The 13,427-nt window shown below is 46.6% G+C and carries 14 protein-coding genes; 5 read left to right on the top strand and 9 right to left on the bottom strand.

Annotation, left to right across the window (positions count from 1 at the left end; all coding sequences use genetic code 11):
* From QUB13_RS26180 to QUB13_RS26200, 5 genes are all read right to left on the bottom strand, one after another.
* Window positions 1-535: hypothetical protein (locus QUB13_RS26180; protein WP_333386797.1), on the bottom strand; the 535-nt coding region annotated here is incomplete at its 3' end.
* Between the two features lie 43 nt (window positions 536-578).
* Complete coding sequence (locus tag QUB13_RS26185) at window positions 579-1,697, bottom strand: hypothetical protein (protein WP_333386800.1); 1,119 nt, start codon at window positions 1,695-1,697, stop codon at window positions 579-581.
* A gap of 68 nt (window positions 1,698-1,765) precedes the next feature.
* On the bottom strand, window positions 1,766-3,430 hold the full coding sequence (locus QUB13_RS26190; protein WP_333386803.1) for an ABC transporter ATP-binding protein: 1,665 nt from the start codon (window positions 3,428-3,430) through the stop codon (window positions 1,766-1,768).
* A 1,271-nt stretch (window positions 3,431-4,701) separates the two neighbouring features.
* Entirely contained in the window at window positions 4,702-4,950 is a 249-nt protein-coding gene (locus QUB13_RS26195; protein ID WP_333386806.1) for a hypothetical protein, read from the bottom strand.
* A 188-nt stretch (window positions 4,951-5,138) separates the two neighbouring features.
* Window positions 5,139-6,128 (bottom strand): tyrosine-type recombinase/integrase, encoded by a 990-nt coding sequence (locus tag QUB13_RS26200; protein WP_333386809.1) that lies wholly within the window; start codon window positions 6,126-6,128, stop codon window positions 5,139-5,141.
* 677 nt (window positions 6,129-6,805) lie between these two features.
* Between QUB13_RS26200 and QUB13_RS26205 the strand changes: the two genes are divergently transcribed.
* From QUB13_RS26205 to QUB13_RS26225, 5 genes are all read left to right on the top strand, one after another.
* Window positions 6,806-7,057 carry a hypothetical protein gene (locus QUB13_RS26205; RefSeq protein WP_333386812.1) on the top strand — a complete coding sequence of 84 codons (252 nt, stop codon included), beginning with the start codon at window positions 6,806-6,808 and terminating at the stop codon, window positions 7,055-7,057.
* A 608-nt stretch (window positions 7,058-7,665) separates the two neighbouring features.
* Window positions 7,666-7,959, top strand: a complete 294-nt coding sequence (locus tag QUB13_RS26210) for a hypothetical protein (protein WP_333386814.1) — start codon at window positions 7,666-7,668, stop codon at window positions 7,957-7,959.
* 32 nt (window positions 7,960-7,991) lie between these two features.
* A complete protein-coding gene (locus QUB13_RS26215) occupies window positions 7,992-8,666 on the top strand; it encodes a hypothetical protein (protein WP_333386817.1) in 675 nt (224 codons plus the stop codon).
* 47 nt (window positions 8,667-8,713) lie between these two features.
* A complete protein-coding gene (locus QUB13_RS26220) occupies window positions 8,714-8,971 on the top strand; it encodes a hypothetical protein (protein WP_333386818.1) in 258 nt (85 codons plus the stop codon).
* Window positions 8,971-9,216 (top strand): hypothetical protein, encoded by a 246-nt coding sequence (locus tag QUB13_RS26225; protein WP_333386820.1) that lies wholly within the window; start codon window positions 8,971-8,973, stop codon window positions 9,214-9,216. The genes QUB13_RS26220 and QUB13_RS26225 overlap by 1 nt, the downstream gene beginning before the upstream one ends.
* Window positions 9,217-9,816: 600 nt before the next feature.
* On the opposite strand, the gene QUB13_RS26230 is transcribed toward QUB13_RS26225, so the two are convergent.
* The 4 genes from QUB13_RS26230 to QUB13_RS26245 all read right to left on the bottom strand — a co-directional run bounded on the left by QUB13_RS26230 (window position 9,817) and on the right by QUB13_RS26245 (window position 13,421).
* Window positions 9,817-10,323, bottom strand: coding sequence for a hypothetical protein (locus QUB13_RS26230; RefSeq protein ID WP_333386823.1), 507 nt, complete (start codon window positions 10,321-10,323; stop codon window positions 9,817-9,819).
* Window positions 10,316-10,576 (bottom strand): hypothetical protein, encoded by a 261-nt coding sequence (locus QUB13_RS26235; protein ID WP_015179852.1) that lies wholly within the window; start codon window positions 10,574-10,576, stop codon window positions 10,316-10,318. Before QUB13_RS26235 ends, QUB13_RS26230 begins: the two co-directional genes overlap by 8 nt.
* Window positions 10,577-10,716: 140 nt before the next feature.
* On the bottom strand, window positions 10,717-12,876 hold the full coding sequence (locus QUB13_RS26240; RefSeq protein ID WP_333386826.1) for a hypothetical protein: 2,160 nt from the start codon (window positions 12,874-12,876) through the stop codon (window positions 10,717-10,719).
* Complete coding sequence (locus tag QUB13_RS26245) at window positions 12,876-13,421, bottom strand: hypothetical protein (RefSeq protein WP_333386829.1); 546 nt, start codon at window positions 13,419-13,421, stop codon at window positions 12,876-12,878. The genes QUB13_RS26240 and QUB13_RS26245 overlap by 1 nt, the downstream gene beginning before the upstream one ends.
* Between the last annotated feature and the right edge of the window lie 6 nt (window positions 13,422-13,427).

Raw genomic sequence — 13,427 nt, forward strand, 5'->3', positions numbered from 1 at the left:
CCGACTCTAGTGAAATTCCGATACTGCCATAGCCGAGTGCTGGTTTAACTAATAGAGGTGTGCCAAGGCGATCGCAAACTCCTTGAACGCGGCTGGGGTCTGAAATAACTTCGTAAGGAGCAGTAGCTATACTCCCCTCCATAAAAGCACGTTTCATCCAAATTTTGGATGTTGTGAGATGGAAAAAATTAGAATCTGCACCTGTAAAAATGATGCCTTTTTGTTCCAGCAGTTTGATAACAGAAGTACCAGGGTAGCCATCTATTTCACTCCCATCGCAATAGTTCAGCACGACTGGAATATATTCATTGCTAGAAACAGCTACCTCTTCTACAACCGCCTGCATATTCTCCAAGGTAATAGGCTGCCACTTCCATGCTAAGCCCAGTTCAGCAAAGACATCTGTTAGTTCCTGGCGAGTCTCAGGATTATCGTAGTCTTCGCTGATCAACTCTTGTCCTTTTATGCAGTAGGGAATGAACACCCAGACAAACAACTTGTTGCTAGGTACAGGCAATTTCTGAAAGATTGACATTGTTTTAGTAGCTCCAGTATTGACAGTAAATATCGGTACAAGTTCACGCTGCTTTGCTCACCGAGCGCGACTTGGTAGAATGCCTAGCAAAAGCCTCTGCGATCATTTCTGACATCAGTTGTGCAAAGGGTGTACCAGAAAGATGCAAGATAGTGCCAACTGAGGTTCCGGTTGGATCACAGAGATTGGAGAGAGACTGAGAGGAGATTCCGCAGTTAGGATTCACTTCCAAAACAAAGAGTTCTTGCGATACTCGATCCATCCGCAAATCCACCCGTCCATATCCGTTACCGCCAACCGCACAGTAAGCACGTTTACTTAACTCACAAAGCTTTTCATGCAAGTCAGAACCAACCAGTTGGAATGAGAGAAAAGATTCTTTTTCATCTCTTTCCCAATACCCGTAAGACAAAAACCGTTCAGTGTCAGGTACGCTGGAGTTAAATACCCGTTCCATTGGCGGATAGATTTTGAGTCTATCTGGTTGATGGGAAGAACCTACAACAAAAACCGTAAATTCACGACCATTGATAAACCGTTCCACAAAAATGTGCGAGAGCGTAAATTGCATCTCATGCTGTCCTTGCAGCAATCGCTGCACTTGTAACCTCACCTGCTCATCGCTATCAACAACCGACTGTAGAGAAATTCCTCGGCTTTCTAAAGAAATTGCAGGTTTGACAATTAGAGGAGTGCCAAGGCGATCGCAAACTCCCTGAATACAGTTGATATCTGAGATAACTTCATAAGCAGCAGTTGCTACACTCCCCTCGACAAAAGCACGCTTGATCAATATTTTATTGTCGCACAGATTGAAAAATTTAGTATCTGCCCCTGTAAAAATAATGCCCTTGGGTTCCAGCAGTTTAACAGTAGAAACGCCCGGATAACCGTCTATTTCAGTCCCATCGCAATAATTTAACACGACAGGGATGTAATCACTACTTGACGCTGCTACTTCCTCAACAACAGCGTACATATTCTCAAAGGTGATTGGCTGCCACCTCCACTTCAAGCCAAGTTCTGCAAAAACATCTGCCAGTTGCTGACGAAACTCTGGAATGTCGTAGAAGTAACTTATTATTCCTTCTTCCGTGACGCGGTAGGGAACAAACACCCAGACAAACAACTTGTTGCTAGGCACAGTTAGTTTCTGAAACATTGATATTTTCTCCATGAATGGGTGGCAAAACTGTGGCATAGTGTGCTTCGTTGAATTAAATCTGTAGGTTAACCAGTAACAACTAGGCACCCTTTATCCATCACAAACATCACATCTGCACGCAACGCATGAGCCATTTTGTGGGTAATGACAATCACTGTGCATTTCTTGGCAATGCGCTCTAAAGTTGTCATAATTTCCACTTCTGTTGCGGGGTCTAGCGCTGATGTGGCTTCATCCAGAATCAGAATGGCGGGATTTCTTACCAAGGCTCTAGCTAAAGCAATTCTTTGCCTTTGTCCCCCTGATAGCTGTCCCCCCCTGTCGCCAACAGGTGTGTCATAACCTTGAGGTAAAGTCAAAATAAAATCGTGAATTTCTGCGGCTTTCGCTGCGGTTTTTACCTCTTCATCACTCGCTTCCAGATAGCCCATGCGGATGTTTTCCCGCACTGAGCCATTAAACAAAATCACCTCTTGAGAAACCAGTCCAATTTGAGAACGCAGTGAGCGTATAGTGCAGTCGCGCAAATCAACTCCATCCAACAGAATGCGTCCCTTATCCGGGTCATAAAATCGCGTCAGCAAATTGACAATCGTACTTTTGCCAGCGCCACTTTGACCGACAAATACCGCAAAGTCTCCTTGGCGAATCTTCAGCGATAGATTTTTCACCCCGCCTCTATCTTTGGAGTAGCTAAAGCTAACATTATCAAAATAAATATCACTTTGAAAATGTGGCAAATCAATCGCACCCGGTGCTTCCTGAACTTCAGGGATTTCCGCCAAAATATCATTGATACGTTGCAGTCCTGTCACTCCATCGATTAAATAAGGCAGCCCCCAGGTAAAGTTGAGGATAGTTGAATGTAAACCGAGCAATAGAACCTGATACGAGACGAGTGTCCCTACTGAAATCCAATTCCCGTAGGTCATCACTGCGCTAAGACTCAAAATAACAAGCTGCACTAAGACAAAAGCGAGACTGGGAATTCTTTGCACTAAGCTAGACAGAAATTTCGCCCGGACGTAAACTTGCTTCAAGTCATTCAACTGGGCAGAAAAATCTTTTGAGACTCGTTTTTCTAGACCGAACACCTTGATAACGGATTGGGAGAGCAGATTCTCTTCGATTACGCTGGCAATGTGTCCTTCCTTTTGCCGCAGATGATAGCCTTCTTTGGTGGCACGACGGGCAACATTTGCTGGTGCAATTGCACAGAAAGTCAAACCGATGCAACTTAGAACAGCTAACTGCCAGTTAAGGGAAAATAGGAAAATTACCGAAAAAAGTATGTTACTCAGGCAAAAAATAACAACTGGCAGACCAAGGATGAAACTATTTTCTACCTTCTCTGCATCCGCCTGGAAACAGTTAATTATATCCCCGGCTGAACGTCGCCCAAAAAACTCCATTGAAAGGCTCTGGATGCGCTCAAATAGAGAACAGCGGATGTTGTTGAGTAACAGAATTCCCAATTTAGCTGATAAAAAATCACCAAGCAAGCCAACAACGATAAATACAATCGCTCCGCCTCCCAAGAGCAACAGAATTAAAACCAGAAGACTATAATTTTGAGGAACAATGGCTGCATCAATAATAAACTTGAAGCTGATCCTCATTGCTGATTCAAATGCGGCCTCAAAAATCTGACTGCTACAAAGGAAGATAGCTAGCCATCTATAAGGAGCAATATATTTATAAATTACCCTCACAAAATTCAAAAAACGCATTGGGCTTTGACATAAATGGGTAATATTTGTCCGTATAGCGAGCCTAAATCATTTATCTAAATAGATATGATAGGGGTAGTGCTAAGAGTACCTATCTCGGAGTGATTGGGACAACCAAACGGGGGATTGTTCCTAGAAAAAATCACACAATTATTTAGACGCGCTATATTGCTTTTGTGTGGGTCGAACCCTCACTTTCACTTGGAAGACAGCTAACTGCACCCATTGTCCTCCCAAATCTTTCGGCACCTTTCAAAAAGTTGGCTCAGTACGAAATTTCTTACCGGACGCTGCTATTGCACCCATACGTCCGCTCTTGAATGCCTTGGCAGCAGTAATACTCGGATTTTTCGAGCTACTACCCTCTGTAGATTCAATTTAATCTTTTTGCCCGCTTTACTCCTCAGTTCGTTTATTTATCATCTATCTTTAGACATACTTAGCTTAATTCTTTGGATAGATGCTTGTCAAGGGAAATCAATAAAACTTGTGTAAAGGAAACGTCATGGAAGGTAAAAATTCAACATTTCCTGGTTTGGACGTGAGTAACGTAGAAAAAGGTTGAGAAGAAAGGCCCCAATTTACATTCACTTCTAGAGCAAATAGTTCTTGAGATAATTGGTACATCCTTATATCCCTCCATCCATAGGGAATTTACTGATATAAAAATGATGGACGCACTATTCTGTAAATTACGAGCTAAACAATAGCCGTAATTTACAGAATAGTGCGATCATCGCGCACACTCAGAACAATATGTCAGTAATTAAGTAGAAGTGCCTTTTGTAGCGTTAAACCCTGATTATAACTGTATCGTTCAAAAGCTATGAAAGTCTATTAATTGCTTCCACAGCTTTTGAGACGCATCTTATCTCTATAATATTTCTTCTCCCCCGCCTTTGTAAGTCGGAAAAGTCGGATCGTAAAGTCGGAAAAGTCGGATCTTACATAATCTATCGAGCTCAGCTCTTGTTAATATCGGCCAAAAAATAGTTGCACGCTATATCACAACTTGTCTCTTAGTAGCCTAATTTTTTTAACTTCCTAACTTTTCCTTTCGGTAGCGGGACTTAAATAAATTTTCACAGTTAATAGGGTTAAAACCCTTGCTAGACAAGGAAAATACGTCAAAGGGGGTAAAATAACCTGAAACCTTTACCTATCAAAGATTTAAGTATTTTTGAGGTAAAAACTATACTAAACAAGGCTTTCAGCCATTTTTACCATTTTTTATCTAAGTCCCGTTAGGTACTACTTTTTGACAAAAACGATCAAGGTGAAAGACCAAAATCTTCCGGTTCCCACAAGCTCGATGCTGTGCGGCCGAACATGAGGAGATCCTGGATTTGCTCCTCGGTCAGGCTTTCATCGAACAGCCAAACTTTGGTGGTGGGTGCAAGTTTTCCCAACAACTCTATAGCTTCAGCTTTGAGCTTCGTTCCCTTTACTGTACGACTGAGGAACATCACTGCTTGGGGCGGGCCAAGCCTCACCTCCATAGCTTGTTTAATAATTTTCACCGCATCTGCTGCCGATTGTACGTCGATACCACTTGAATGAATCCCAGCCCAACAACACCCAATTTGTAAACTCTAATTCCTTCTCACGGCTAGGCGTTACAGCGTCATCGCCACAAAATTAAAGACTTGATGGCAGGCAAAAACACGCCCCTAATTAACGAATTACTGAGGCAACGCTATAAAAACATTCAAAACATAGAGTCAAGCATTTCGGTAACGTCCTGTTGGTCGCGCCCCCGGTTGTCGTCATATATCATGAGCGTGTTTAAATTCCTGTGCCTGCTGAGTTTCTGAACTTTCCGCACATCCCCGTCTGTTGCGTCCAGTGCCGCTGTGATAGCGCTGTGCCTGATGCGGTGAGGCGACATCTGTTTTTTAATACCAGCTTTTTCGCTGTGGCGGACAACCATCTTGCAGATACCGTCGCCACTAAGTCTGTGCCCGCTGTGAGCGGAGTCAAGTGCTATAAAAAGCGGGCTATCGGGCGAGCAACTTCCCCTTTCCTCCAACCAATCGGCGATCGCCTGCACCGTCGCAGAACCCAAATCGATCGTCTCAGCTTGCGTACCGCGTCCCTTACCAAGAATTCGCAAACTCTTACCGGCAGGATCAAAGTCACAAACACTCAACTGGCTGATTTCGTTGCGACGCAAAGCATTACCCCACAGCAAGCGCAACAAAGCATAATCACGCTTCCCAGCTTTCGTTGCCAGATCGCACGTTCCCAAAATCCGCTCAAAAGTCTTGGTATCAACCCCGGTTGTATCTCGGTAGCCGACAATTTTCTCCCCCTTGATATCCTCCAAACTGTAATGGCACGCGCCGAGCTTGCGACCCATTTCCACCAACGACTTGACAGCCGCCAGCCGCCGATTAACAGTCGCTTCCTTGAGTCCCTTGTCGATCAGCTTAGCTTTGTACTTCAACACCACCGACACCGCTTGACGTTCCTCAAGATGCAAAAACTCCAAAACGTTATCAGGCACGGCGGGCGTCCCCGTCATAGTAACTAAAAAGTCATTGACATCGCGTTCATAGGCGCGACGGGTATTTTCGGAGCGCTTCTCGGCGAGTAATCGTTTGAGCACGTCTGGATCGGTGTCTAAAGTGTCGAAATATCTTTCAATTTTGGCATCGAGAGAAGCTTCCAGGCGGGCTATCGAAAGTTCTGCTTTCATGATTTTTTGCTATTGATAAGAGTAATTTACGATGGCATGGGGGTAAAAATAGGTTCCGTCCATTTTGGACGGGGCTGTGGTGTCTAAGCCGCTCTGTGTTTTAGTATCTTAAGTTGGGCGCTCGGCCATAGTTTGATTTTCCGCTTCCAGGACTTAGCAAAGGAATCGTTTCGCAGGCTTTCGGATTGAGTCGATGTGCCCGCTCCGCCGCGTGATTGAAAGTGACCGCTCTCGACGAGAGAATCCGTCGAGAAAGAGAGCTCTCTTCACGCCCTTGAGTTACGAAGCTGCCGAGCGCCAGACGCGAGCGTCCCTGCAATTTCTAGTTCGCCCGGACGCACGTTGCAGACTGGCACATCAGAAGTGATGCGCTTTACCGAGACTAACGAGAGCATTAGTTTCAAGGCGGAGATCGGCCGGCGCCGTAAGCACTCTCCGTAGTTGGTGCGGTAGCGTCGGTGTGGCGATCGGTTCTGGGGCGGTGGTTTTGTTTGTACTAGATGAATACTAGCATTATGTCTAGTAATTTTTTAGTAATAAAGCTAGTTTTTGTGTCTAGTATTGATCGTGAGTCAATGCTAGTATTTCTGTCTAGCTTATGTACTAGATACCGCTAGCGAACCCTCCCATCGCTGGGGGCGGGCAACTGTTAGCTAGCGTCCCGGAGATCGGACTCTGTGACGATTGCCTTTAACCTCGCTGCGATTGCTGCTCGCGTCCCTTTTGTGTCGGTTCCCGGAGCCGATGCCAGCTTGCGGATTGATTGGATCGAAAGTTTATTAAGCCGTCCCTCGATGTCCGGCGTTGTTGGCGCGATCGGCCGGCGCCGTGCTGGGGTAGTTGGCGCGGTAGTGTCGGTGTGGCGATCGGTTCTGGGGCGGTCGGAGTTTTTTCGGGCAGTGGTTTTGTTTGTACTAGATAAATACTAGCACTATGCCTAGTAGACATTTAGTAATTAAGCTAGTTTTTGTGTCTAGTATTGATCGTGAGTTTATGCTAAAATTTTGTCTAGCTAATCTACTAGATACCGCTAGCGATGGGAGGGTTCGGTAGGGGTCAGGCAACTGTTGCTGATAGTCTTGGAGCTCGCGCTCGCTTGGCTTGTAGCGCTGCGATTTGGGCATTCGTGGCGTCGATTTTTGAGGTGATTTGAACGAACTTGTTGGCTAACAGAGTCATTGTTCTTCGTCCGAAGGGTTGTGTGTGCTGGTTGTGGAGCGTATGTAGCGAGCGGTTTGTGTCGTTTCCGTTTCGCTATATTTGTATACTAGCATGATGTCTAGTATTTGTGATGGCACAGACACTAGACACAAAGCCCAATTAAGATGCTAGATAAAAAGCTATTTGTGTCCTAGCATAATGTCTAGTATATATTGAGCATTTAATGTCTAGTATTTGCGATCGCACAGACACTAGACACAAAGCCCAATTAAGGTGCTAGACAAAAAGCTAGAGGCGCTAATTTTAAGCTAGCGTGATACTAGACAATTAAATAGCATTATGCTAGACTGTGGCTAGTTTATTACTAGACAAGACTATGACGAGCAAAACTAATAAGCCCGAAACCCCTACAAATAAAAGGCTTCAACTCAACTTGAGACTGGACGGACGGGAAGACTTGCTAGAAGCTATCAAGACCACTGCCGAAACAAAAGGCTTAAGCGTCAATTCTTGGGTTGTGGGGTTGCTAGAGTCAGCGACGGGGATAAAACCTGCTAGTGCAGCGCCGACAGGTGGGGATTTAGAATCAACCATCGCCAAAGAGCTAGACAAGTTGCTAGCAGAGAAGTTAGCCAGCTTTGAGGAACGGCTGGGAAAATTGAGTGCCTGATCGAGGGCAACGATGAATCGATCAGGCTTGAATTGCAGGCTGATGTAGGTTGGGTAGAGCAAGAATTGAATGAGGTTCGCGGCGATTGCCGAGTGCTCAAGGATGAACGCGACGAAGCCCGCGCGGACTACGCCCTGCTTCTAGAATCTAGTACCGCAGTGGCGGACAATATGCGAGAGGATATTCGGCAATTGCGATCGCAACTCGAAGCCGAACGGGCCGATCGCCAGCAAGTCGAGGCCCAACTCTCCAGCCTGCAAGCGCAACTTGCAACATTGGCAGCCGATCGGGAAGAACTCGCCCAACTCAAGAAAGAAGCCAAGGAAGCTGCGGAAGAGGTACACCGGGAGGGAAGGTCGATCGAGCTTGAGAAAGTCCGCTGGCAGCAGCAACTGAGCGACGCCAGGGCTGAACTAGAAGAGGCGAAGGCAACTATTCTCAAGCAAGGCGACAAGATTCGGGAATTGGAGCGGGGATACAATTTCAAGCCCAACCCCGCAGAGTCCGCCTTGAGGTTAGAGATAGGCAACTTGCAAGCTGAGCTAGAAGCCTATAAGCAGCAGCAGCCAGCGACTGAACTTGAGTTGCCGGAGCCGGCCGACTTGCTCAACCAGTTGAAAACCAGGCGCAAGAAATCAACCACAACGCTCGCAGATGTTGAGAAAATCTTAGAAATTCTTGAGGAAGGTAGTAATGAGCCAGACTGACTTTGAGCGTTTTGTAGAGAACAAAAAAGCAGAACTCGCGCTCGTGCTTGCGCGGTAGCGGCTGGCTGGATGAAGATATCCCCGATATGCCCGCCAGCAGTGATGCCGACCAATTATGCGAGCAATTCTACGATTCGATCGGGCAACCCGTAAACCTCTTGCTTTACCCGCGCCCAAAAGACGGCATTGACTGGGAAGCACTGGCAACGGAACTCAAGACTTTTGGGAACGAGATTATAGATAAGTGGCACGAACGGAAGCAAGCCCAAGATAAGCGCGAAGCCTACGAGATGGGGAGGGAGTGATGATGATGAACCAACTTGAACAGAAAACCTTTAAGGAGCTCAAAACGATCGCCCACCAGCTCAACGCCAAACCGACGGGGAGCCTGAAACAGCGCCAGACTTGGGAAGCGGCGATTATCAACCAAGCTCAAAAAATGGAGCTATCGATCTCCGCGGTGACAAACCCCATCCTCCGCACCTATTGCCTCGGTGGCCGGGATGGGTGCAGCACTCTCGACGATCGAAGCGGCTCTCGAATTGGTTGAGAGGCACTGCTACCCTAATCTTTTTAAGTCCAGTTCGATCGACTTAATCGAAAACAGTCCCGCGACTCAATTGGCGGCGAAAGTGCTACCGGGGATATTAGGCCCAACAAAAAAACCCGGCACAAGGTCGGGGCGTTTAATGAAGGGTAATTAGTAATTGGTAATTGGCAACGGGTGTTTGCCCCCAATTAACCACAGTGTAGCGGCTTAGGAGTTTGGGCGATCGGTACAATAGGTTTGTCGTTTCAGCAGCGGCGACACATTCCAAAAAAGAAGCCCCCGGAGATTCCCGGAGGCTTCTTTTTTAGTCGAGCTAGTGTTCGTTTGTTGTTGTCAAATCACCGATAACACAGTCCGGCTCGGTTCATCTGTGACAAGGTAGCGCTCGGTTAGGTTGCCGATGTTCAGTGGGCGATGTGAGCGTGGGCGATGTTCAGTGGGCGGGATTCTAATTCGATTCGCACTTATTCACTCTCTTCTAGTGAGATAAAAAAATCAGCAGTTCCTGAAACCCGCCGGACTTGGCGTGGCTTAAGTTTGTTCGGTCGGAGTTCTGCTGTAACCCGATCGCCTTTGACTTCGATCACCCGCCAAACCGAATCAGGATGCTCGACGCGTGGGCGTACAAAATCCCATAGTTGATGTTGCCTGGTCATTTTTGCCTCCTTTAATTAACGCCATCTGTTCAGAGGTTAGCTGCACAATCTGCTGCGGTGGCTGCCAGCGATGGCCCCAGTTCTGCCGAAGTTGGGAAAGTGCGATCGGACTTGGCAAGAGTTCGGCCCCACCAACCCAAACACCAATTCCTGATTCCTGTTGGGCATAGTAAGCATTGAATTGTGCCTGTGATATTTTTGCCAGCCTTCCTTGCTCCGATGCCCGCCACAGTCGATCGAGCGGTAGTCTCTCACGCTTCAAAACCCGCACAATTCCTAGCACTTCAGCGGTCGGCATTGTGGCGTAAATTGCAATATTATCGCCCGGTTTTAGGGATGCTCCAAAGCTGCCTTTACGCAGTTCGATCGTCTTTGGGTTACGGTCAAGGAAAAAGGCATCAGCCCAAGTCGGTCGCACTGAGATTAGGTATGTACTGCTGGGGTTATTCATCTTCTTCCTTATCCCTCTTCAGAGCATTTCTTAGAGCTGCCAAATTTTCCACAGCTTCATCAATGGCAGTGCTAGCCGAATCCATCAATCGCTGTTCGGGTTCTTCGAGCCACGATTGGTCTGTGAAGGGGTTGCTTATATGCTTTTCCGCTCTGATTTTTGCAGCTTGTAAGAAGGCAATGCAGAGAGCTAATTCATCAATTTTGGGTATTTCATGCTCATAAGGGTGGTCATATTGCTTTCCAGTCGGCATCAGTCATTCTCCTTAGTTAGTTGTAGTCGTTGTTGTTCAAGTCATCAGAGAGGATGATGTCACCGCGCCTGACTAACTCTGCAAAAATGGCATCGTAAATTGCATCAAGCAATTAGCCGGGAATCACCCTTAATAACTTACTAAGCATTGTTATTACCCCTTTCGTTTTGTAGGAACTCTTGAATTTTGGGCAACTGTGCAATCTCTCCATCATCGTAATTTTGAATTAGCCACTTCAAGAGGCTTTTTCCGTGGCGTGAATAGCTGCGTGTTGGATGACCGTTTTTTTCACCACACTTTAAAACTGACTTGATAATTGTGCGGATATTTGCGCCCGATAAAGCAGCCTCGGACACGGACACAAATAATTGCTCAGGAGCCAGGTTAGGGAACATCTGACCAAACCGTCGGACAGTCCACACGAAGCCGGACACTTCGCCGGACAGCTTGTCGGACAACGGTTCTGGCTGTCCGTTGTCATAGTCGGACACTTCCTCTGGGGAATCCTCTGGGGAATCCTCTGTCGGACTATCGGACGGCTTTTTATCGCCCAAATTAAACTCTAAATCGTAAGTTCGCTGCCAATATTCAGAGCCAGATGGCTGTGAATATTGGCTGGTTTCAGCAGTCGCTATTCCTGCCTCACACTGGATTAAATACTGCCTAAATTTCTCGATATCAAAAGCCAGTTGTTCGTCTCTTTCTTCTGGCGTAAGCTTGATAACAGCCTTCTCGATACGAGGCAACAAACCGACGTTTCCATTCCCCAAAGTCGTAAAGAAAACTGGAATCTGTTTCGCTTCAGATTCAGCCATTAACTCGTTAAGCTGTGCTAAGAGCATTGCCCTTTGAGCGTTATCGGAGACGATGTACTGGTTCTTAATCGACAACTCAACCAGCAGATAATCGCCCTTAGTTTTACCGTCTGCGGTCTTGACCAAAAGCCCCTGAGCTACAATCGCCATGTTTGCCCGCAAGTTTGCATCTCCAACCAATCCAAGCGCTTCAAGGTTTAGCGACTGAGCTAAGACTAGAAGGCAAACATTGTAATCTCGACCGACTGTAATAATGTCGAGCAACATCAATTCAATCTTTGCCCAGAGAGCCTTGTAAGCCTTCCGAAGCGTCAAAACGATGGATGACCAATCCTCTAAAATCAAGCGTAACGGGGGTAGATGTTTGCGGTCATCTTCGGATATCTTGTCAAGTCTGGCTAAGAAATTCTTGTGGAAACTCTCAATTAATTTGTAAGCTTTCGTCGGGTCAATCGAATTAAAAATTGTTAGTTTCCCCGCTTCCCGCAACCCGCAGAAACTATCGTTTTTCCGTCCAAGAATCCATACCGATGCAGTTTGTCCTTTGCTTCGTGCTTGGCTGTACACAGAATCTAACCACGCACTCAGAGTGTGACTTTTCCCCGCCCCGGTAGACCCTGCAAGAATCATTGACTTGTCGGAATATGCCAAGTCATCTAAGAGTTGTTCTCCGGGGGTTTTGGCTGACTTAATTATTGATACTGAATCAGATTCTACTTTGTCGCTAGGGTTGTTAATACCATCGAGTGTTTGAGTACCTGTCAATTGGAAGGGAGTCTTTTGGTTTCGCAAAAAGGCGATGTATTCTTGCTTCTTCTCATCCGACAATCCCGCAGTTTCTGCATCAAAAATGGCTTCCTCAGCCTCCAGTTGAGCAATTTTAATATCGGCTTCACCCAAAACTTCGCATTGCTTGAGAACCACAGCGCAATCGTTGGCGGTAGCGTCCAAATCGCCCTGCACCTGGACTTCCCTAATTGTCACATTGCGGTAATCTTCCAGTAACTCAGCACGAGCAGCCAGTTGCCCTTTTGCTAGGTCGCGTTTCTCTGCAATGACCTCATAGTTTGCAAGCTGTCGCTCGGAGTTTTGCAAGCTTCTTAAACCCATTCCCGCGACACCAAAGCTACAACCAGCGAGAGCCATCCACAGTGCTTTATTTGGATTTGTGGCGGGTATTGTGTCCTTAAAAACCACTTCACGGGGGATGCCGTTTGCCTTCCACTGTTGTGCGTGGTACTCGGTCATGATGTAGGGTTTGCCTGCCTTGTCAGCACATTGCAAGGCTTGTTTGTTGTTACGGATGCAGAGTCGCACCCTATTGCTGGCTGTTCCCTGGATTGCGTTTATTCCGCTATATATTCCCAGTAAAAGCGCCAAAGCAACTGCCGACAACTTGCCAGCAATCGGGAGTCTTTCAAAGGTCAGAAGCAGTGCGCGGTTTGACTTAAGTAATTGAGCGTGTTTTTCGGTTAATGGCAGCATTACTTGCTCCCTCCCTTGACCTTAAAGATTAAGTAAAAAACGATGGCGGCAAGAGCAATTGACGGCAAGTAATCAAAGTTATTAGAAGCAGGTTTTTTTACTGCCTGAATTTCTTTGATGCCTGTTTTTAGGCGTATTTTTGCCTCGCTTACTTGCTGCAATTCAGTAGCTGGTTCAGCGAGGCTAGCAATCATGCCAAGCGTCACGCCACCGCCAACAATTGCAGTAGGCAAGCGATGCTTAGACTGCCCGGTAATCTTGGCTGCTAAATAAATTTGATAGATGCCAATTGCAACCATTGACCCGCCCGCGACTTGCATGGCATGGAACATAAAAACCACTGCTGAACCAAGCGCTGTGGGTGTGATGACTTCACAGAAATTAGCAGCGTCCCGGTAGTGGCGCTCAGCGTTGGTTTCTTCCGGCTGCGGTTGGTCAATTGTTGGTGCTGGTGCTGTAGCTTGATATTGCTGCTGCTGCTGTTGTTGCTGTTGAATTCCCCCTCCCGAAAAGGAAAGGGGACTGGCCCCGATGAATTCGTGCATAAGTCC

The organism is Microcoleus sp. B4-D4 (assembly GCF_036705185.1).
Lineage (GTDB): Bacteria > Cyanobacteriota > Cyanobacteriia > Cyanobacteriales > Microcoleaceae > Microcoleus.

Bases quoted from the DNA above. Each gene is read 5' to 3' on its own strand.
- QUB13_RS26185 (WP_333386800.1), bottom strand. From the start codon at position 1,697: ATGTTTCAGAAACTAACTGTGCCTAGCAACAAGTTGTTTGTCTGGGTG.
- QUB13_RS26190 (WP_333386803.1), bottom strand. From the start codon at position 3,430: ATGCGTTTTTTGAATTTTGTGAGGGTAATTTATAAATATATTGCTCCT.
- QUB13_RS26200 (WP_333386809.1), bottom strand. From the start codon at position 6,128: ATGAAAGCAGAACTTTCGATAGCCCGCCTGGAAGCTTCTCTCGATGCC.
- QUB13_RS26210 (WP_333386814.1), top strand. From the start codon at position 7,666: ATGACGAGCAAAACTAATAAGCCCGAAACCCCTACAAATAAAAGGCTT.
- QUB13_RS26225 (WP_333386820.1), top strand. From the start codon at position 8,971: ATGATGATGAACCAACTTGAACAGAAAACCTTTAAGGAGCTCAAAACG.
- QUB13_RS26230 (WP_333386823.1), bottom strand. From the start codon at position 10,323: ATGAATAACCCCAGCAGTACATACCTAATCTCAGTGCGACCGACTTGG.
- QUB13_RS26235 (WP_015179852.1), bottom strand. From the start codon at position 10,576: ATGCCGACTGGAAAGCAATATGACCACCCTTATGAGCATGAAATACCC.
- QUB13_RS26240 (WP_333386826.1), bottom strand. From the start codon at position 12,876: ATGCTGCCATTAACCGAAAAACACGCTCAATTACTTAAGTCAAACCGC.
- QUB13_RS26245 (WP_333386829.1), bottom strand. From the start codon at position 13,421: ATGCACGAATTCATCGGGGCCAGTCCCCTTTCCTTTTCGGGAGGGGGA.